The sequence below is a fragment of the Carboxylicivirga sp. genome, assembly GCF_982718395.1.
In genome coordinates this window covers 19,560-40,105 of the sequence record NZ_CEXQWX010000008.1, presented here as the reverse complement: position 1 = coordinate 40,105, position 20,546 = coordinate 19,560, and the positions used below count along the sequence as shown (strand labels likewise).

At 37.2% G+C, this 20,546-nt stretch carries 16 protein-coding genes; 14 read left to right on the top strand and 2 right to left on the bottom strand.

Annotated elements, in window-relative coordinates; all coding sequences use genetic code 11:
• Positions 1 to 550 precede the first annotated feature (550 nt).
• Positions 551 to 4,741: a hybrid sensor histidine kinase/response regulator transcription factor gene (locus AC4MRQ_RS03200; RefSeq protein ID WP_491196197.1), complete on the top strand. Its 4,191-nt coding sequence runs from the start codon at positions 551 to 553 to the stop codon at positions 4,739 to 4,741.
• A 51-nt stretch (positions 4,742 to 4,792) separates the two neighbouring features.
• Entirely contained in the window at positions 4,793 to 5,860 is a 1,068-nt protein-coding gene (locus AC4MRQ_RS03195; protein ID WP_491196196.1) for an alpha/beta hydrolase family protein, read from the top strand.
• Positions 5,861 to 5,918: 58 nt separating this feature from the next.
• Here the strand turns inward: AC4MRQ_RS03195 and AC4MRQ_RS03190 are convergent, their stop codons facing one another.
• On the bottom strand, positions 5,919 to 6,728 hold the full coding sequence (locus AC4MRQ_RS03190; protein ID WP_491196195.1) for a hypothetical protein: 810 nt from the start codon (positions 6,726 to 6,728) through the stop codon (positions 5,919 to 5,921).
• 265 nt (positions 6,729 to 6,993) lie between these two features.
• Between AC4MRQ_RS03190 and AC4MRQ_RS03185 the strand changes: the two genes are divergently transcribed.
• The 11 genes from AC4MRQ_RS03185 (at position 6,994) to AC4MRQ_RS03135 (ending at position 16,286) form a co-directional block, all read left to right on the top strand.
• A complete protein-coding gene (locus tag AC4MRQ_RS03185) occupies positions 6,994 to 8,043 on the top strand; it encodes an alpha-L-fucosidase (protein WP_491196194.1) in 1,050 nt (349 codons plus the stop codon).
• Between the two features lie 945 nt (positions 8,044 to 8,988).
• Positions 8,989 to 9,672: a hypothetical protein gene (locus AC4MRQ_RS03180; protein WP_491196193.1), complete on the top strand. Its 684-nt coding sequence runs from the start codon at positions 8,989 to 8,991 to the stop codon at positions 9,670 to 9,672.
• A gap of 125 nt (positions 9,673 to 9,797) precedes the next feature.
• Positions 9,798 to 10,751, top strand: a complete 954-nt coding sequence (locus AC4MRQ_RS03175; RefSeq protein ID WP_491196192.1) for a 5'-nucleotidase — start codon at positions 9,798 to 9,800, stop codon at positions 10,749 to 10,751.
• 1 nt (position 10,752) lies between these two features.
• Complete coding sequence (locus tag AC4MRQ_RS03170) at positions 10,753 to 11,073, top strand: hypothetical protein (protein ID WP_491196191.1); 321 nt, start codon at positions 10,753 to 10,755, stop codon at positions 11,071 to 11,073.
• The gene (locus tag AC4MRQ_RS03165; protein WP_491196190.1) at positions 11,066 to 12,271 is read left to right on the top strand and encodes a nucleoside 2-deoxyribosyltransferase; all 1,206 of its coding nucleotides are present in this window, start codon (positions 11,066 to 11,068) and stop codon (positions 12,269 to 12,271) included. Before AC4MRQ_RS03170 ends, AC4MRQ_RS03165 begins: the two co-directional genes overlap by 8 nt.
• Entirely contained in the window at positions 12,268 to 12,858 is a 591-nt protein-coding gene (locus AC4MRQ_RS03160) for a 7-cyano-7-deazaguanine synthase (protein WP_491196189.1), read from the top strand. Before AC4MRQ_RS03165 ends, AC4MRQ_RS03160 begins: the two co-directional genes overlap by 4 nt.
• Before the next feature lie 107 nt (positions 12,859 to 12,965).
• Positions 12,966 to 13,394, top strand: a complete 429-nt coding sequence (locus tag AC4MRQ_RS03155) for a DUF1801 domain-containing protein (RefSeq protein WP_491196188.1) — start codon at positions 12,966 to 12,968, stop codon at positions 13,392 to 13,394.
• A 29-nt stretch (positions 13,395 to 13,423) separates the two neighbouring features.
• The gene (locus AC4MRQ_RS03150; protein ID WP_491196187.1) at positions 13,424 to 13,708 is read left to right on the top strand and encodes a hypothetical protein; all 285 of its coding nucleotides are present in this window, start codon (positions 13,424 to 13,426) and stop codon (positions 13,706 to 13,708) included.
• A 113-nt stretch (positions 13,709 to 13,821) separates the two neighbouring features.
• The gene (locus AC4MRQ_RS03145; protein WP_491196186.1) at positions 13,822 to 14,745 is read left to right on the top strand and encodes a TIGR04222 domain-containing membrane protein; all 924 of its coding nucleotides are present in this window, start codon (positions 13,822 to 13,824) and stop codon (positions 14,743 to 14,745) included.
• Between the two features lie 12 nt (positions 14,746 to 14,757).
• Positions 14,758 to 15,771, top strand: coding sequence for a radical SAM protein (locus AC4MRQ_RS03140; RefSeq protein WP_491196185.1), 1,014 nt, complete (start codon positions 14,758 to 14,760; stop codon positions 15,769 to 15,771).
• Between the two features lie 104 nt (positions 15,772 to 15,875).
• Entirely contained in the window at positions 15,876 to 16,286 is a 411-nt protein-coding gene (locus AC4MRQ_RS03135; RefSeq protein ID WP_491196184.1) for a UPF0158 family protein, read from the top strand.
• 165 nt (positions 16,287 to 16,451) lie between these two features.
• Here the strand turns inward: AC4MRQ_RS03135 and AC4MRQ_RS03130 are convergent, their stop codons facing one another.
• A complete protein-coding gene (locus tag AC4MRQ_RS03130; protein ID WP_491196183.1) occupies positions 16,452 to 19,106 on the bottom strand; it encodes a hypothetical protein in 2,655 nt (884 codons plus the stop codon).
• A 211-nt stretch (positions 19,107 to 19,317) separates the two neighbouring features.
• Here AC4MRQ_RS03130 and AC4MRQ_RS03125 point away from each other — a divergent pair, with 211 nt between their 5' ends.
• Positions 19,318 to 20,433 (top strand): efflux RND transporter periplasmic adaptor subunit, encoded by a 1,116-nt coding sequence (locus AC4MRQ_RS03125; RefSeq protein WP_491196182.1) that lies wholly within the window; start codon positions 19,318 to 19,320, stop codon positions 20,431 to 20,433.
• Positions 20,434 to 20,546 lie beyond the last annotated feature (113 nt).

Sequence of the window (20,546 nt, the reverse complement as noted above, 5' to 3'; positions counted from 1 at the left end):
ATCTACAGTACAAAGATGAGGATTATAATAGTGAAGAAATATCAATCATCGTTAATCCTTGTTAAATGTGCTTTGATCAACTCGTATAAAAAAGAAAAAGGACAGATCGAAAACCTGTCCTTACCCTTAATCAGTTCGTTAACTAAATCCAAAATCTATGAAAAAAAATCTACAGTACAAAGATGAGGATTATAATAGTGAAGAAATATCAATCATCGTTAAACGTTGTTAAAACAAAAAAGGACAGATTCTTTAATCTGTCCTTACCCTTAAATCAGCTAACTAAATCCAATTTTATGAAAAATCCTTGATGCAAAAATGGGGATATTTTTTGAATTATTACAAATTACCGCTGTTAAGGTTTGTTAAATTACAAATTGAAACCACACCGCCTAGTTTTTATGTCGATTAAATACAAGTTTCAATTCTGAAATGATTGAATGATTTCGCTTATACCCCACAAAAATTAATTATTGTGCTATTTTTGTCATTATTGCAACTAAGCCCCCGCTAATGTTAAATCTTTATCCGACAATAAAGTTCTCTTAATATGCTCCATTCAACTAAGAATACACTTGTTTTATTTGTCCTTGCTTTGACTGTTGTTTTTACAAATGCACAGCAGACCGATTATATAACCCAAAACATCTCAACAGATAATGGTCTGGCCGATAACAACATTCATTGTATTATCCAGGATTCTTATGGATTTATGTGGTTTGGATCGGAAGAAGGCCTTCATCGTTACGATGGTTATTCAATTGAGGTTTTCAGACACGACGCTAATGATCCAAATACAATTAGTGCTAATGTCGTGAGAGCGTTATACGAGGATGCTTTCGAGCGCTTATGGATTGGAACTGACGGTGGAGGTCTAAGTATTTTTGATTTAAAAACAGAGCAGTTTATTCAATTAACACCCCAAAAGAATACTGAACTGACTTCAATGGATATTTTCTGTTTTGCTTCATCACAAGATAATAACCTTTGGGTTGGAACTAAAAACGGACTAAATCGAATCAAGATAAGTGCCGATAATCAGAAACCCATTAAAAGCGTAACGCACTATCTACACAATCCTGATGATCAAAAAAGTTTGGCCTATCCACATGTTTATTCTGTTTTAGAAGATCAAAATGGAACTCTTTGGGCCGGAACTACTGAAGGTGGCTTAAGCCGTCTAGACGCGGGAACTGATCAATTTATCAATTATTTAGCTGATGGAAAAAGAGGATCAATCAGCAGTCGGGCTATTATGTCGATCTATGAAGATCGAAAAGGACGCTTATGGTTTGGCACCTGGGCTCACGGGCTTAATTTATATAATAAGCAGGACAATTCGTTCACGACATTCTTGCATAATGCAAAAGATACAACTACCATCAGTCATGATAATGTGTATGCCCTATGTGAAGATAAGGATGGAAATTTGTGGGCGGGTACTTATGATGGCGGATTAAACCGGTTAATCGACGGAAAAACTCCTGAAACATTTAAATTTAAACAGCTTAAAGAAAGAAGAACCGCCCTCAAAAGTCTTTTTAAAAACAAGGTTAAAGTTATTTACTCTGACAATCAGGGAAATTTATGGGCAGGAACTTTAGGCGGGGGTGTTATACAAATATCGCAGAACCAGGATAATTTTATTCACCTGGTCAATAGAAATCAACAATTTGACAAAAATGAAATCAATCGAATTAATGACATTTCACAACTAAATCATGATGAACTTCTGTTAGCTACCCAGAGTGGTCTCTTTCAACTACAAATAAATCAAAAAGGATTTGCCAGTTATGAGGCACTACTTGCCGACTCCACCAAAACCCCTAATCTGTATAAGAAGAACATTACAGCTGTTCACATCGATGCCGAGGGTCATTTCTGGGTGGGTACGGTGAATGAAGGCCTCATGCACTTTATTCTGGAGGATAACGAGCTGATTTCGTTTAAACAGTACACCATGTACAAACCCTTGAAGCATAAAATCAATGGTAATCGCGTGCTGGATATTATCGAACGGGATGAACAAGTTTGGGTGTTTACGAATAATGGCATCAATATTTATGATGATACCCAACAACGTTTTATTTTTGAGAAAAAGGACGGCAGCCGTTTATTTCCACTTCCTGAAATAGTTATTTCTCACCACATTGATAAGCAAAATCGTCTTTGGGTCGGAACTGAATTTGAAGGATTATTCTGTTTTTCTATAGACGGTGAAACAAGTGGTGGTAGTTTACTTCATCATTTTAACAGAGATTCCAAACCTATATCATTGGCCGACCGTCAGGTGTTATCAATTGCAGAAGCAGGAAATGGTGATTTATGGGTAGGAACAGCCAAAGGGTTGCACATAATCAATATCGAAAAAGGCACAAACCTCGTTTTTAAAGAAAAAGATGGCTTACCCTCATCAGCTGTTAGCCAGATATACAAAGGATCATCAGACATCGTATGGTTGGGAACATTGCAGGGAATGGCCAGGTTTAATCATGAATCAGGAGTAATTACTCCATATTTTATGTCGGGTGGATTTGCTTCCAATTACTTTGTACCGGGCAAAATAGGTGAAGTTAAAGGTAATATGGTAACTATGCCAACACGCGACGGATTATGGGCTTTTTATCCGGATAGTGTACAGCATAACCCACATAATGCAAAACCGGTATTAAGAAAAATCAGTCTGGCAGGGCAAGAAGTAAAACCAAATAAGGAAATTAATAATCGAGTCATTCTAAAGCAGTCAACTGCACTAACTAAAGATATTGTCCTGCGACATGATGAGAATGTTATTCAACTGGAGTTTGCATCTCTATCATTTTTCGAACAGGAAAAGAACAACTTCATGTATCGACTCGAAGGACTTGAGGACGATTGGAACCTGGTTGATGCCAATCACCGTTCTGTTGTTTACTCTAACCTGTCACCAGGTACATATATATTCAGATTAAAAGCGTCAAATAATGATGGGGAGTGGAATCCTGATGAAACCGTTCTAAAAATAACCATTCGCCCACCTGTTTATAAAACATGGTACGCTTATTTAGGTTATCTCATATTGTTATTAGCCGGTCTGCTTTTGACCCAACGTTTTATTGTTATTCGTGTGAAAGAACGTGAGCGTTTAAAGCGGGATAAAATAGAGCGTGAAAAAGAAAGCCTGATGCATCAAATGAAAATCAGGTTCTTCACCAATATTTCGCATGAGTTCAGGACACCGTTAACATTGATCGCTGGTCCTTTACAAGAGATGCTGGATCATGACTCCACCCTATCGTCGGCAACAAAAAGTCAATTGAAGTTGATGAAAAACAATACGGATCGCTTGTTACGTTTAATTAACCAATTGATGGACTTTAGAAAAGTCACTCAGGGTAATATGCACTTATCCATCAGGCAGCGTAATATAACTAGCTTTATCAGGCGTATTGCAGAATCGTTCCAGGGGATTGCTGATCAGAAACGCATCCATTTTGATAGTTCGATTGATTCAAAACCACTTATGGTCTGGTTTGATTCTGAAAAACTTGAAACCATCATCTTCAACTTACTGAGTAATGCCTTTAAATACACACCATCTGGTGGAAAAGTGACAATTGAATTGGTACCGCAAAAAGCAAAACATCTGCAAATTATTGTTAGTGATACTGGTGCCGGTGTGCCTGATGTGGATAAACCGAAGATTTTTGATCGCTTTTATCAGTCAGAACAAAATCAGAACATTGGGGGAGCTGGCACGGGAGTTGGGCTCTCTTTGGTGAAAGAATTAATTGAGATGCACCACAGTACGATTGATCTGGAAGATAATACACCATCTGGAACAACATTCACTATTGATCTGTGCGTTGATAAGGACAAATTTAGTGCTGATGAGTTAATTGAAGATCAAAATAACCAGGTGACTGATTTTTCTGCAGAAGATATCACGACTGAAATTGCACAACCAATTGTAACCGAAAGTGGTGATAAACCTAAAGTACTGGTGGTTGAAGACCAAAATGATTTACGATCGCATTTAGCAAATATCCTGCAGATTCATTACCGGGTGGATGAAGCCGAAAATGGTGTTGAAGGATTGGAAAAAGCTTCATCATCATTGCCAGACATCATTATTACTGATGTTATGATGCCTGAGATGGATGGTTTTACATTTTGTGACAAACTCAGAAAGAATGTTATTACAAGCCACATACCTGTTATTATGCTTACAGCTTTGGATAACGTTGATTCAAAACGTGAAGGACTGGAAACAGGAGCTGACGCTTATATCGTGAAGCCTTTTGATAAGCAGTTGTTGGTATCACAAATCCAAAACTTATTAAACAGCAGGCAATTGTTGAAAGTTCGTTTTAAGGAACAATGGGATTTTGTAGAGGAGATTGCCACCACTTCGACCGATCAACAGTTTGTTAACCGGGCAATCCAAACAGTAGAAGAGAATATGTCGGATGCGAGCTTTAATGTATCCGAACTCGTTAAGAAAATGAATGTGAGCAGAACACTTCTTCATATGAAGTTACGTGAGCTAACAGGACAAAGTACCAGTGAATTTATTCGCACCATACGTTTGAAGCAAGCTGCCAAATTACTTAAACAAGGTGATTTGAACGTTTCGGAGGTTACATATCAGGTTGGGTTTAACGACCCAAAATATTTCTCCAAGAGCTTTAAAAGTTTATTTGGGGTTACGCCAACCTTATTTCAAAAAGGAGATGCCTCAGGCGGTGAATTAACGAAATAGGTATATGTTTTGAATATTACATAGAATGCTCAATTAACAAATCCAATTGTAATGAAAAAATTAATCCTATCAGTTATTGCTCTGGTTTACATTAGCATTTCATCTGTCGGTCAGGTCAATAAAATTGAATCACTGTTAAAATCCAATGATGAGAATCTGCGACACCGGCTCGATCGTCTTGAGAAAATGGTGGATGACCTGATGTGGCATCAGCGCCTGGAAGATATTGCCTACGTTGATAAAGTCTATATGTATGGTCCTCCCAAATGGAAAGAAAAGAATCCTACAGCACTTGGTGCCGGCAACCCGGTTAAATTCTGGTCATACCTGTTTTTCCCGAAGAACCTGGATACCAATAAAAAATATCCGCTGATGGTACTGCCTCATGGTGGTGTACATGCCGACTTCACCACTTACTACACTCATATTGTCAGTGAATTGGTTAGTCAGGGCTATGTGGTGGTGGCTGCCGAATATCGTGGTAGCACCGGCTACGGGAAAGGACATTATCAAAAAATTGACTACGGCGGACTGGAGGTAGAAGATGTATTCGCCAGCAAAAACTACATGCTCGAAAACTACCATTTTATCGACAAAAACCGTGTAGGTATAATGGGTTGGAGTCATGGCGGATTGATCACGCTCTTTAATATTTTTGATCATCCCAATGACTTTGCTGTAGCTTATGCCGGTGTTCCGGTGAGTGATTTGGTGGCGCGCATGGGTTATTACGAAGATGATTATCGGGCACTTTACGAGGTAGATTACCATATTGGCCAGTCGGCTCACAAAAATGTGGAAGAATATCGTCGTCGCTCACCAGCATGGAATACACATAAGTTTAAAAACACACCATTACTGATTCATACCAATACCAACGACAATGATGTTCATGTGTTGGAAGTGGAGCATCTGATTAAATCGCTCAAAGCGGATAATAAGCAATTTCAATATGAAATATACCAGGATGTGCCGGGAGGACATTCATTTGACCGGATGGATACGAAAATTGCTAAGGAAATCAGGGTAAAGATTTATAAGCACATGAACAAATACCTAAAGCCAGCCAAACCAATTAACAACTTACAGGATATACAAAAGGCAGGGTATAAGTTTTAAATTATTTAGAGGATGCAAGCTTCATAATGACTGCTTACATCCTCAGCTCTCCTGTGTATCACGGTTTCATTACGCCATGAAAATACAACACTTGCGTGGTATCTAAAGGTATTTCATACGACACTTCTAAACCGGTTGGCATTGGCGAAACATGAATCGTCATCTTAAACTCTTCCTTTTTAGAACAGTGAATCGAATAGGGTTTTTTACCGCTGAAATTCTCCACTTCATAAAAGCACTTCTGCTTGCGCCCATCTTTAAAGTGAATATTGGCCAACTCATCGGGCAGCACATCTATTTGATGAATATTATATTGCTGTAACGAATCGGCATGGGTAAAAGGATTGTGACTGATGAGACCTGACTTGAGAACTTCTCCGGTAACCTGCATCGGATTGAGGTATAATTGCCAGGTACCTATTAGCTCCTTCTCGGTGTTAGGGTATGCTTCCTCTTTTAAGGAACCGGTTAACAAACGCAGGTAGGTCTCATTTTGTGCGGTCAACGTCAGATTGTTCTCTGAAAGTCTGCTCAAAGAGTCAAGCAAATAAACGGTCGAATCTTCCAGTAATTCCATAAGCGATGCTTTCCCATCCCACGACTGGTTAAACATCTCGATACCATTATCAATGGGCTCGTTGATGAGTTCCTTATCGAACACATTTGCCTTAACATGTAAATAAAAGGCATCATAAAGCTTCCACTTGTCGAGCAACTTGCGGTAATCGCTCTGAAGCCGCATATGCGACTTATACAAAGTATCGAGGGAAAACATTATCTCCCGGCGGGTTTGAGAGGTAACCATCACGCTGATAAGACTGAATAACAAAAGGGTGTGCCATTTTAATAGCTTATTTGTTGTTTTCATTGTAAACGGTTATTAAGTGATACTGTATATACAATTTAATGAAATACCTACAGGAATTCCAGAAGGTATTGACCAACGCAACATCTTTGTTAATAAGCAAACGAAATTATCTGACTATCATAGAACAATGGGTATTAATCTAACAAAGAGACGAGTAAGAAGTTCGTAACGATAGGCGTATATCTGTTCGGAAAATAGAACCAATGTTCATCGCCAATTGGCATTAATCCTAAACGACTATATTGCAGTAATTAAACTACTTTCTATGAAATTTCTTTTTACTATCACCTTTGTGCTGGCAGGACTCTTTGCTAAAGCACAATCAATCGACTACAGTCAGGAATCAGATAAAGATTATAACAAACGAATGGCTTGGTTTACCGAAGCTAAGTATGGTATGTTTATCCACTTTGGACTGTACAGTCAGTTGGGTGGTGTTTGGAAAAATGATACAATTGGCGGCTATGCCGAATGGATTCAGGCCAATGCAGATATCGCCGCACAAGATTACACCATGCTGACTCATTCATTTAATCCAAAAGAATTCAATGCCGATGCCATTGCCTCATTAGCCAAACAAGCTGGTATGAAATACCTGGTGATTACCACCAAACATCACGAAGGTTTCTGTTTATGGGATAGCGAATACACCGATTTTGATGTGGCCAACACGCCTTTTAATCGTGATATAATTGGTGAGCTAAGCGAAGCTTGTCGCAAGCATGGCATAAAATTCGGCACGTATTACAGCATCATTGACTGGCACCATAGCACCCAACAACGCAATGCCACAGGGAATAACGGATGGAACCGCTGGGGGCAGGTGCAAATGAAGGCCGGTCAACGAAATGCCTATGTCGAATACATGAAAAACCAAATTAAAGAGCTTATTACCAATTACGATACCGATATTCTTTGGTTTGATGGCGACTGGGTGGAATGGTGGAATAATGATATTGGCATCGACCTGTATAACTATATCAGGAGCCTGAAGCCCGATATCATTGTTAACAACCGTGTGGCCAAACGCAGCATTTTTAAGAAGGATTTTGGTACACCTGAGCAAGAGCACCTGAAGCAAAAAGTAAGCTACGAATGGGAGGCCTGTTATACCATGAATAAATCGTGGGGGTATAAACTGAATGATGATAACTGGAAATCGCCTGAGACAGTATATAACAAGCTAAAAGAGATTAATGGCAATGGAGGTAATCTGTTACTGAATGTTGGTCCTGATGGGCTGGGCCGTGTGCCTCTCCCATCGAAAGAGATTTTATTGAAGGTTGGTAAGATGATTAGGAAGGAGAAGAAATAAGATTGAAGACGGAGGACGGAAGACTGGGGTTTTGAGTTTTGGGTTCAGGGTTTGAGTTCTGAGTTTAGTGTTGGAGAGTTTATAAGTTTAAGTGAATGTCCGCCAGGTATTATGCATCGTGTTTTTTAAAGTTCTGGGTGCAACTGATAGTTAATCGCCCACAACAGTTGCTTCTCGAAAGGGAACAATTGAGAATATGTAAGTGAAACGAACTAAGTATCCTATGCGCAATAGCGCATTATTCAATAAACTAATGGATTTCCCCCTTGGCGAAGGGGGACGGTTTGTGGTTTTTTATAACTATTTAAGAATTAGGGGGATTGCGTTTTAGTTAGATAGAAGTCAAATGTAGCAATCGTCAGTTAATAAATGGCGTTTGCTAAATTAATGGTACCAGTCAATAAACTTCATGTGTAAATAGCATAATTACATGTGTCAATTCCTAAACGACAGGTGAATGTCAAATAATTGAAAGTGACGATTAAATAATGCCATGTGGAGATTACTAAATAGAATGTGTCAGTCCCCAAATTGAATGTGTAATTCGCATAATTACATGTGTCTGTTCCTAAGCGCAAGGTGAATGTCAAATAATTGGAAGTGACGATTAAATAATGCCATGTGGAGATTACTAAATAGAATGTGGCAGTCGCCAAATCGCATGTGTCACTTTCTTTATCGGATGTGTCTGTTAAAATATCTATAGTGTCACTTCATTTTGATCGTAAATATTAACATTTATTTAATATTGTTTAATCTAAATATTGGTTTTAATCAAACAATTCTATTCGTTCATCATAATAATGTAATCGTTCGTCACTAAATGTATTAAAAACCATAATTGGGGATGTTACGGTTTACAATATCTGCTATTAACCTATATACGGACGAAAGCTTCACACACAAGGCTCTCCGATTAAAACATGTTGAACAAAATTCTAACCAATGAATTCAAAAGAAAGTAACAAGGTGGCAATGTTTATGGCTACCAATAATGTATTTAAAACCTACCAGGCGAAACTGAGCAGCCCACCGGCATTGGCGCAAGGCATCAGTGAGTTTGATGCGAATCTGCAACAAATTGACCGTATGCACCAGGTGCAACTTAGCTACTCTCCTGCTAATAGTAAGTTAAAAACAAAAGAAGAAGCGGAAATGATACAGGCTTGTGTCCAAATTGCAGCAGCAATTTATGCATATGCCTTTTCGACGAACCAGCCCAACCTTCAAACGAAGGTAAAAGTCACACCATCGACCTTGAAAAGCATGACAGATAAAGATCTGAAGAATGCATGTTTAAATATATATGAATTGGGGGTGTCGCTTGTTGAAAATATAGGTGACTATGGTGTAAATGAACCTGTGCTTGAAGCTTTCAAAAGTGAAATTGATGATTTTGTGGCACTGATTGCAGCACCTCGCGGTGAAATCGTTACCCGTTCGCAGGCAACAGCCGAGCTAAAAGAGTTGATTGCCAAGGCTGACGAGTTGCTGAAATATAAAATTGATAAACTTATGGTAATGCTTGAGATGCAACAACCTAAAGTTTATAAAACTTATAAGGCAGCCCGCATTATTGTTGATCTGAAAGGAAGCAAGGTAAGCGAGGAAGAAACGCAGGAAGCCTAACATAAAGCCTCCCCTTTGGGTGTGGAAAGGGGAGTTAATCATATAAGCTGTTGATAACTTATTGTTTATCAACAGCTTTTTTGTGAGATATTATGGTAACTTAGGGAGCGAATAAACAAAGTACTATGCCATTTGACTTAAAAAATACCCTAGTAATTGGCATCTCTTCAAGAGCCTTGTTTGATCTGGAAAAAGAAAATAAAATCTTTGAAGAGCAAGGGCTTGATGAATATATGAAATATCAAGTTGAGCATGAAGATATTCCTTTAGCAAAGGGAACTGCTTACCATCTCATCGAATCCTTACTTAAGCTTAACCAAACCAAAAAGGAAAGGAAGCTAATTGAGGTTGTAATAATGTCAAGGAATTCACCTGATACTGGGTTAAGAATTCTAAATTCAATTAGACATTACAACTTACCAATAACAAGATCTGCATTTACGTCAAGTGTTTCTCTAGCAAATTACGTTGAAGCATTTGATGTTGATTTGTTTCTTTCCAAGTCAGCTTCAGATATACAAGACATTATTGATTCAGGTAAATGTGCAGCAGCTTTAATATACTCTCCTCCAATCAACTTTAAACCAGATAATCAAGTATTAAGAATTGCTTTTGATGCCGATGCTGTTATATTTTCTGATGCATCTGAATACATATATAAGAAAGATGGATTGAAGCAATTTCATGAGAATGAATCAAAAAATGAAAATATCCCCTTAAAGGAGGGGCCATTTGGTAAATTCATTAAGCTATTATCTAAAATTCAGAGAGGGTTAGATAGAAACCTTATAAGAATAGCTATTGTCACAGCAAGAGATTACCCTTCAAATATCAGGGTAATTAAAACACTTCGAAATTGGGGAGTTTATGTAGATGAAGCTTTTTTCTTAGGAGGTGTCTCAAAAGACAAGGTTTTAAAGGCCTTTAACGCCCATATATTTTTTGACGACCAAGATGCTCATGTTGCCCCCGCATCTGTTTTAGTACCATCTAGTCGTGTCCCATACAAAAAGAATTCTCCATTATTTGAAGATACATCAGATATCAAACCAATTAATACTAACTCTAAAAACAATTAATATGAGCGGTTCTTCCAGAGGTTACGTACCCACATATAGCAGCGATTATGAATGTGATAAAGGTATTATTACAACCAACCTTGCTTCTCCCGACTTTTTGGTTCTATCACACCATAATGTTGGTGATATATTGTCTGTCAATATCCTTTCAAACAACGTGGTTGTTGAAAACAATAACGGAGAAGTTTTAGGCAGTGTAATACATGAGCATACAGAAAAGTTAAAAGAATGTATCTCGCAAGGAAATACCTATTCTGCTAAGATCATCCAGTTAAATGATTATACATGCAAAGTAAAAATATATCACACAAGCAATGGATAAAATAACAATAATAGGAGGCACTTATAAAGAATACAGCATAGAGCCCCTTCACGATCAAATATTTGGCTCTGGATTACGAGCAGCGCAACTTTTACTTGAAAATACTTCAGTTAAGGTGACATATAAAACCGCAGGAAACAATACAGTAAAAAGACATTTAAAAAACTACGAAAGTGTATTTTCAAACTTCTCATATGATATAACGCAAACTAACTCTTTGGTTGAGTTTAAATATGGATTTCTGCTAGAAAACCCATCAATTTATCCTTCAGTATATAGTTTTAAAACAAAACCAGAACTTGAGATTAATGAAGATAATCTTGTTGTTTTTGGCATGCTCGATGCAAATATTAGTGCTACAGCAAATAAAGTAATATACGATCCGCAAAACTCTTTCAATCCAATAAAGTTCTCGGAAAAATGTAAAGCAAATCAGGTTATTTACATCATTAATAAAGCAGAAGCAAAAACTATTTCTGGAGAAGATGATATGGAAAATATGATCAACTTTTTCTTCGACAAAGAAAAAGTCTATGCTTTAGTAATTAAAGATGGGCCTTTGGGAGCAAACTTATACAAGGATAAAAAGCTCATTAAGACAGCTCCAATATATAAAACAAAGAATGTATTCAAAATAGGTTCTGGAGATATTTTCACAACTACATTTGCTTATTATTGGCTTGTTAGACAGTCTAAAATTGAAGACTGTCTCATAACCGCTTCGTATACAACTGCGTTATATTGCAATACAGGATCATTGTGCAAACTATTTGATTCTAAAGAAAAATTATCACCTTTACTTTTAAATCCCGAAACACTTTCAAGCAAGACTATTTATCTTGCAGGTCCTATATTCACTCTTTCAAACCTATTACTTATAGATAAAATTAGGGATGTATTTCTAAATATGGGTATTAACGTATTCTCACCATATCATGATGTTGGAATTGGCAATCAAAAAGATATCGCAATTAAAGATTTGGAAGGAATTGATAATGCTGACGCCATCTTTGCAATAATTGATGGCCTTGATTCTGGTACTTTAATTGAATTAGGATATGCAATGGCTAAAAACAAAAAAATTATTGGATATAATAAAAATGAAAACAGTGATTCCCTTCTAATGTTAAAGGCGGCCAATTATACATCGTTTGAGGATCTTACTAGTGCAATTTATAATACCATCTGGACTCTATGAAAAGAGCTGTATTATTATCAGGTGGTATGGACTCGATAGCTCTAACGTACCATTTAAAGCCTGAGATTGCATACACAATTAATTATGGTCAAGCTAGTGCAGACAGAGAAAGCTATATATCGAAAAAGGTTTGTCAGATTTTAGGCATTGAACACAAGCAAATTGATATTGATTGTAAAACTTTAGGAAGTGGTTTACTCATCAATCAAGATCCTCATACAATTGCACCTTCTAACGAATGGTGGCCTTTTAGAAATCAATTAATAATTACTTTAGGGTTAATGCAAGGGATTAAAGATCAGATTAATGAAATTCATTTAGCATTAGTAAAAAATGATTCTTTTCATAAAGATGGCACCAAGGAATTTTACAATATGATCAACCAACTATCAGCTTTCCAAGAAGGGAATATAGAAGTTAAATGTCAAACAATACCTTTTCACACTCATGAACTGGTTATAAATTACAAAGTCCCGTTTGAACTTCTTTTACTTGCGCACTCTTGTCACGTTTCAAATATTGCATGCGGTAAATGTCCAGGATGCCAAAAACAACTTAGAGTTAAACAAGAGTTAAAAATAGATTAAAATATTCGTACTTACTATCCAAGATCTTGTTATCAATTGATAAACTAATTATTACATACAATTACCAAGCTATATGCTAATTCTGAAATATTAAAAGAATAAAAACAATGGGTAAACTAGTTATAAAATCAGATCCTGAAGTGAGTAAAGTGTTTGCTGATTACCCCGATAGTGTTCGTGAGAAAATGCATTTTTTGAGGGAGTTAGTGATAGAAACAGCTGAAGAAACAGAGGGTATTGATGAGTTAACCGAAACGTTAAAATGGGGAGAGCCCAGTTATATCACTAAAAATGGAAGCACTCTGCGAATGGACTGGAAAAAGAAAGCTCCTAAGCAATATGCCATGTATTTTCAATGTACCAGCAGACTGGTAAATACTTTTCGAATGGTATTTGAACACCAATTTCAATACGAAGGGAAAAGGGCAATTGTATTCGAGTTAGATCAGGAAATCCCCGTTTGGGAACTGAAAGCTTGTATCAAAGCCGCATTGACTTATCACAAAGTAAAACATTTAATTACATTGGGGATTTGAAATAACACCTATAACCAAAACTAAAACCTATGACCGGCGGACTAGGATTTGTAAAAGACGGCATGAATGCCCAAAAGCGGAATCGAAGGATGGTGACGGAGTTGCATGATAAGCACTTTAAATCATCAAAACCTAAGAGTGATTTCTCCAGAAAATTCAAGGAAAGTAAAGAAGTAGATGCTAAAACCTTAGAAGCCATAAGAGCTAATGCTAAAAGGGATAATCAGAGGGGATTGATAAAAGCATTATTAGTAATTGCATTGGCTGTTACAATCGTGGTTACAATTTATTTTTTGCCTCAATTGATAGAATAAAAAAATCTCGCATTTGAATTAATCTTTTTGTGCGACTAATAATAAAGCAATTAAATAGCGGAAGTTATCACAACAAATCTAAATCTTTATTGAAATAACTAACTTGAATAAAAATGATTGAAAAACTAATAAGTATACCCGGTCCTCTATTTTTGCTTTATTACGCTTTGTATTCTGCACTGGTTATTTATTTGATAGGTAAACTTGCAAAGAATGATTCATCAAAGGGATATGAAATTCCGGAACCCACAAAGCTATCCCCTATTGATATTGCTTTATTAAGTAACGGATTAAAGGGAGTTATCTCTTCAGCAGTTTTTAATTTATGGCGACTAAAGGCTATTAAAATATCAAAGGAAGGTCATTATGTTATACTAAGGCAATTACATTTTAACACTTCTCGATTAAGTGAGATTGAAAAATCAATTTATCATTTCACAAGGCAGCCAAAGAAATATACACAACTTCTATCAAGTACTTCCTTAAACTCATTCAAAAAGTTGACTACGCCAAATCGTAAAAAGTTACTTGATCTGAAACTTATTCCTGATTCACAATCAATAAGTAGAAGGTTTCAAACATTTTTTCTTGGAATAGTTTTATTATTAGGTTTTGGAGGTACTAAGTTGTTTTATGGAATCAACCGTGATAAGCCATCGATTCTTTTGATTATACTCCTTATTATTTCAGTTGTTGTGCTAATCCAATACATTAAACCTTTCAATTTTAAACAGACACCTCTTGGTAGGAGATTTATAGTTTCAACAAAACAACGCTTCGAGTGGCTAAAATCTGAGGATAAAGAAACTGTTCTAAATAACGAAAGTCTATTATATGCCATTGGTATCTTCGGCATTAACAGTTTTATTGGAACTGGTTTAGAAAGTATAATTGCCCAAACCTATCTAGTTACCAACCGTCGCACAGGTTATTTTGGTGGGACCAGCCCAGGTGGATGTGGCGGAGGTTGTAGTTCTGGATGCGGTGGTGGATGCTCTGGAGGCTGTGGAGGAGGCTGCGGTGGTTGTGGTAGTTAATTGTTAACACAAATGGAAGAATATAAACCCAAGCAAATTACGTTTCAATGGCATTTGACTGACCAATGCAATTATCGATGTAAACATTGTTACCAGGATAGTTATCAAGATAATGGTTTACCATTGGAGCAACAGATCAAATTTTTAGATCAAATATGTGAGTTCATTCAGGCGTGTCGTAAAATTCACCCTCACTTTAAAGCACATATCAACTTTACCGGCGGTGAACCATTTCTGTACAAGGACTTTCTGACCTTATTAAAAATTGCAAAGGAAAAGAATCTATTCACATTTGGAATACTATCTAATGGTTATCTCTTACCCAAAGAACAATTGACTGAATTAAAACAACTATCTCCCAAATTCATCCAAATCAGTTTGGAAGGAGACAAAATTACAAATGATAATATCAGGGGCGAGGGAAGTTATAATGATGTCATACAGGCGCTAAAAACTTATAGAAAATATGATATACCAGTGATGATTTCTTTCACTGCCAACGCTTCCAACTACAAATACTTTCCTGATGTTGTGCAATTCGCAAGAAAGTACAAAGCATTTAAAGTATGGACTGATAGATACCTGCCTTCAGATAACGAAGACATCTTAGAATTAACAACAAATCAGTGTAGAGATTTTTTTCAGATAATTCTAAATGAACAACACAAAAATAACCGAAGGCCTTTTTCGAAACTTAATATATCCTCAAATCGCGCATTGCAATTTCTAATATCAGGTGGAAAGCCCTACAGTTGCTCAGCAGGAAAATCATTATTGGCCATTTTGCCTAACGGAGATCTATTACCATGTCGCAGGCTGCCCATCGTTATCGGAAATATAAAATCCGATAACCTTATAGAAGTCTATAACAAAAGTGAACACCTTTTAGCGCTTCGAAATGATGAGAACATTGATGTGTCTTGTAAAATTTGCCACTATAAAAAAAGCTGCAATGGAGGGCTTAAATGTTTGACATATGCCAAATATGGAAAAATAAATATGAAAGATCCCAATTGTTGGTTGTAGGTAAATGTCCCTACATATAAATGATCAATAAGAGTAAAATTCTAGAACACTTGCAGATAACTATTTAAATTAACTAAATTGTTACTTGACAAATCAATTATAAAATGAAACCCACTGAAGAACAAATAATAAAGATTGCTGAAGAGCTTGAGTGTGGTATGAATTGTTATTTCAACATTAAAAGCGGAGCAATCAAAACAATCCTGAACTTTGACTCGTGGGATGTCGCCGACGAAGAACCCTGGCAGGAAGATATTCAGGAAATTGAAAACAACTATGAAGATTATATCGAATTTGAGGGAATGGACTCACATCGCTCTTTTAACCTGATGGTCGATTTTGTGGATTATATTGATGATCTTCAACTTAAAGAGAGACTCGTTAAAGCGCTCAATAAGCCTAAACCATTTCGGAATTTTAAATGGGTGATTGATAACTCAGGTGAATATCGCCAGCAATGGTTTGATTTTAGAAAATCGAGATACATTAGTTGGGTTAAACGACAAATCCTTTAAACTGCATCAGGAACCTACGGTTTATAAAGATTTTCTGTTTCCTCTTGATTACCCCTATTCCCGCAGATTTTAATCCATCCGGATATAGTAAAACTCGTCGCCCAACTAAATTAATTTAATGTACATTAGTTGAACGACGAGCGAGTCCTATTAAAAAACTCTTTATCAGTTGATCACCTCATCTATACTTAAACTGCGTCTGGTCTGATCCGTATCGTAATTAAACTCCATGGTTCCGTTAGCTTCCAGCTTAATGGCATTTAAATCGTACCATATAATGGCCTTACCTACTTGCACGCCATTCAGGCATTTTATTTCAAAAGTATTCTCATCCGGTCGGGTAATTTGCAGATTACTGTTGTTCTTAATCTTCATCGAAAACAAGGACACATTGCGCCCCTTATAGGTTTCAACTTTAACCACACCTGCATCGTTAATCACAAACTGCATGCTCAACAAGCTCTTATATACATCCGGATTGTTTTTATAAAAGTCAGGATTGTTTTTATTCATCAGGTTACGCACCGTAATACCTGATATACGACCACCATTTTGCGATAATAGTCTCAAGGTTGAAAACAAGGCCACCATATGACGGTTCATCTCTTGTTGCCCATAACCTTTCATATATGATTCAATCTGATCCTCAGCGCTAAAAGTAGCTGTTGACAGCATAATCGGCACCTCTTTGGTCAGTCCTTCAATCTCACCAACAACACCTCGAACAACCACCTCATTCCTTGAATCGACGGTAATCTTAGGTTCAAAATTGACTTTGTCGGTTGGAAATGACAGTAAATCGATCTTTGTACCATCGGATTTATACTTTCCATAAAAAGCCAGCTTCTTCCCTTCCGGTGCTTCAAAGGTGAGGTTTTCACTGATGATGGGTTGTGCCCGGTTAGATAATCCCAGTACCAAATGAGCAGGGTATTCGCTTCGAGCCAACACACGCTGATTAATATTAACAGCACCTGTGTAATTTATCAAAGCATAAACATTACCTTTCTTACCCACATTAAAGGCCTGAGTAAAGCTATTGTCGCTACAACTTACAGGCACAAACCACTCCATTGATCCGCCCTGATCGAAGGTAGCAAACCACAGATCGCGTGTACCTCCATAAGCCACATAATCACGATTACCTATGTTTATTTCATCTGTAAACCATCCCGAAGCAATAAACTTACCATTTTCGCCTGTTGTACGATCTGCAATAAAGATGTTGCCTTCATTACCTTGTTCTAAAGAGCGGGCAATCATCTGCCAGATATTATTTAATCGGCTATCATTATTAATTTTAATCGCTAATGGTGTGTATTTCTCATATTCCGGCATAACCGAACCTATAGGTGCATTGATATAAGTTGGATCAGTGATGGTGTATCTTCTTCCATCCACTAAAATGGAATATCCTTCAACAGGTTCAGCAAAAGCCACCGCTGCTGCCATATGGCTAAAGTAGGTTAATGCCACTGCATCCAAGCCCAATAATTCATTGACCAAACGTGTGAACAATACAACACGATCTTCACAATCAGAATAGGGATAATAAAAAATCTCATCGGGGAAAAACATCTTTTCCTTATTGAACTGATCACGGTCAGTTTTATATTCAAACGAATTATGCAGATAATCCAGTAAATAAGTGACAGCCTGAGTTTCTGTTTTTCCTTCCAGTCGAGGTGTCAAATATTCATATAATGTCTCTTTTAACGATGATGACATGGCAGCATTCAAATAAACCGTATTCACCGTTTGCGGATAACTGGCTAAAAATGCCATAACTGTTTTATCCATGTGCAGCTCCAATGCCTTACTTTCATTTGGTAATGTGGTTTTGCGAACAACCGTATTGGAGGGATCGGTATAATTTAAAGCGAATGGCAGATGCAGATCAACTTTTTTCGTGGCTCCACCAAAGTCTTTGGTATAAGTCATCATATTACGGATGCCTTTTTTACCGCTTATCAGGTAAAAGTTACTACCGTCAATGCTATAATATGGCTTCTCATAAACCTCCTGCATAAATGGTAACAACAAGTATACTGAACTTCCTGAATAACCAATTTTGGCCTGATAACCCGCCTGATTCATCATGGCCCATGTCCATATAACCCGGTTATTATTTGATGTGTACAACTGTTTAGCGGTTTTATCAACCAACTGGTAAATGCCCCAGTCATTCAGGTTTTTATCTTCGGCATAATTTACAAGTGCATCAATATATAGCTGGTAATACAATGACGAAAAATCATCCCAATAAGCTGCGAACGATGCCGGTTTAACCGAAGTTAATGCCAGATTATTCATCCGCTTATCAATGGTTAAATGTGCTTTGCTTCCAAAAAAATCAATGCTTATTGGTGCCTCATAGGCTGTAGCACCTTCGGGCATCCGGTAAATTGGCGCTATGGAATAGGCTGCTGCATCAGCAATCACCACATCAGGTTTAACCGGTGGTGGTGCAGGAACCGGCTCTAAGCGATCAACAGGCTTAACCTCAACATTCTTTGGTTTGTATTCGGGTTGCTTAATAGGCTTGGGAACTTCAACTGGCTTCACAGTACTTTCCTGTTGTTCTACCTCTGTAAATCCTTTTTTCAGATAGCGCTTAAAAGCGATGTTCATTTTCTTCAATCGCGCATCATATTCCTCCTGCATTTTCTTTAAACGGGCTTCATAATTCTGGTTCATCTTGTCCAGTTGAGCCTGGTATTTCTCGTCCATCTTTTTGAAAGGATCGTCCTTATCAATTTGAGCAAATGAACTAATAGTGGTGAAGAAAAATAATAACGATATCAGCAGAGCCTGTCTCATAGATGTATATTTAATGGTTAGCATTATACCTTCGAGGGTAACACAAAGTTACGCTAATCAAAAACTGTTCCAAGTCTTTTCACTGGTATGGACCATATTTCCTCGCTTCATCCGTTTTTTTTCCGCTTTCGTTTACGTCTTCTTTAATATCTCATCATTATATATGAATTTTACAGTCGCATTTTATTTTAATGCTAAATAATTATCCGATATGATGAAGAAAAAAGGAGTATCGCTGGCAATTGCGATTCTAATCATTATTGTTGCCGTAATATTTGTGAGAGGCATCAAAGCTCTTAAAGCAGAAGAACCAACTGTTGAAAACGAAAAGAAAGGGTTACTGGTTAATGTCATTTATCCAAAACTGGAAACCATCGTACATCATTATAATGGAACGGGAAAACTAAGGGCTGTAGACCGTTTCGAAATAGTTGCTCAGGTTGACGGACAACTTTTACAGTCGGCTCGCCATTTTAAAGAAGGTAAAAGTTACCGTAAGGGAGAAACCATGTTGGAGATTGATCACCAGGAATTTTATATGAGTCTTCTGGCACAAAAAAGTGAACTTATCACACTGGTTACCTCAATCCTGCCCGATTTAAAAACCGATTACCCAGAGTCTTATCCGGTTTGGAAGGAATATGTTTCATCCATTCGTGTTGATCAGCAACTAACGGCTATGCCGGATGCGCAGAGCGAACAGGAACAGTTTTTTCTTTCTGGGAAAGGCATACTAAGTAAATACTACTCGGTTAAATCCGGCGAAGAAAAACTGGTCAAGTACATTGTTAAAGCTCCATTTACCGGTGTTGTCACCAGCGTTAGCGCCGAAGCGGGAACAGCAGTTCGACCGGGCACCACAATGGGAACAATGATCAGCACTGAGCAATATGATCTGGAAATTACAATTCCTCTATCAAATATGGAGCAGATTAAGATCGGAACTGAAGCCCAATTAACCTCATCTGAAATTAAAGGAGAATGGACAGGAAAAGTGGTTCGCATTAGTGGTGATATTGATGAACAATCGCAAAGTGTAAGAGTATTTATCCGTACCAGAGGATCTGATTTAAAAGAAGGCATGTATCTGAATGCTGAGATCGAGCAAAAACCATTTGAAAATTCCATGAAGGTACCTCGTAAAATGGTGGATGATGAAAATCAAATTTTTATCGTCGAAAACAATGCTCTAAAAAATATTGAAGTTCAGGTCGTCACCCAACAAAAAGATTACGCCATTATAAAAGGATTGCCTGAAGGAACGCCGGTTTTATCAACGGTTGTTAAAAGTGCCTATGATGGCATGCCAGTGCGTATTAGTAAATAATTATTTAGTGATTAATGATAAAAGGTTAATGATTAAGTGTCTGTTTTTTCCATGTTAAGAATTAAGCATTCATCACTAACCACTGTCTACTCACTCCTATCTAAAGACTAATA

What these genes read in the sequence shown, in the direction of transcription:
- AC4MRQ_RS03200 (WP_491196197.1), top strand. Translation starts at nt 551, where the DNA reads ATGCTCCATTCAACTAAGAATACACTTGTTTTATTTGTCCTTGCTTTG.
- AC4MRQ_RS03195 (WP_491196196.1), top strand. Translation starts at nt 4,793, where the DNA reads ATGAAAAAATTAATCCTATCAGTTATTGCTCTGGTTTACATTAGCATT.
- AC4MRQ_RS03190 (WP_491196195.1), bottom strand. Translation starts at nt 6,728, where the DNA reads ATGAAAACAACAAATAAGCTATTAAAATGGCACACCCTTTTGTTATTC.
- AC4MRQ_RS03185 (WP_491196194.1), top strand. Translation starts at nt 6,994, where the DNA reads ATGAAATTTCTTTTTACTATCACCTTTGTGCTGGCAGGACTCTTTGCT.
- AC4MRQ_RS03180 (WP_491196193.1), top strand. Translation starts at nt 8,989, where the DNA reads ATGAATTCAAAAGAAAGTAACAAGGTGGCAATGTTTATGGCTACCAAT.
- AC4MRQ_RS03175 (WP_491196192.1), top strand. Translation starts at nt 9,798, where the DNA reads ATGCCATTTGACTTAAAAAATACCCTAGTAATTGGCATCTCTTCAAGA.
- AC4MRQ_RS03170 (WP_491196191.1), top strand. Translation starts at nt 10,753, where the DNA reads ATGAGCGGTTCTTCCAGAGGTTACGTACCCACATATAGCAGCGATTAT.
- AC4MRQ_RS03165 (WP_491196190.1), top strand. Translation starts at nt 11,066, where the DNA reads ATGGATAAAATAACAATAATAGGAGGCACTTATAAAGAATACAGCATA.
- AC4MRQ_RS03160 (WP_491196189.1), top strand. Translation starts at nt 12,268, where the DNA reads ATGAAAAGAGCTGTATTATTATCAGGTGGTATGGACTCGATAGCTCTA.
- AC4MRQ_RS03155 (WP_491196188.1), top strand. Translation starts at nt 12,966, where the DNA reads ATGGGTAAACTAGTTATAAAATCAGATCCTGAAGTGAGTAAAGTGTTT.
- AC4MRQ_RS03150 (WP_491196187.1), top strand. Translation starts at nt 13,424, where the DNA reads ATGACCGGCGGACTAGGATTTGTAAAAGACGGCATGAATGCCCAAAAG.
- AC4MRQ_RS03145 (WP_491196186.1), top strand. Translation starts at nt 13,822, where the DNA reads ATGATTGAAAAACTAATAAGTATACCCGGTCCTCTATTTTTGCTTTAT.
- AC4MRQ_RS03140 (WP_491196185.1), top strand. Translation starts at nt 14,758, where the DNA reads ATGGAAGAATATAAACCCAAGCAAATTACGTTTCAATGGCATTTGACT.
- AC4MRQ_RS03135 (WP_491196184.1), top strand. Translation starts at nt 15,876, where the DNA reads ATGAAACCCACTGAAGAACAAATAATAAAGATTGCTGAAGAGCTTGAG.
- AC4MRQ_RS03130 (WP_491196183.1), bottom strand. Translation starts at nt 19,106, where the DNA reads ATGAGACAGGCTCTGCTGATATCGTTATTATTTTTCTTCACCACTATT.
- AC4MRQ_RS03125 (WP_491196182.1), top strand. Translation starts at nt 19,318, where the DNA reads ATGATGAAGAAAAAAGGAGTATCGCTGGCAATTGCGATTCTAATCATT.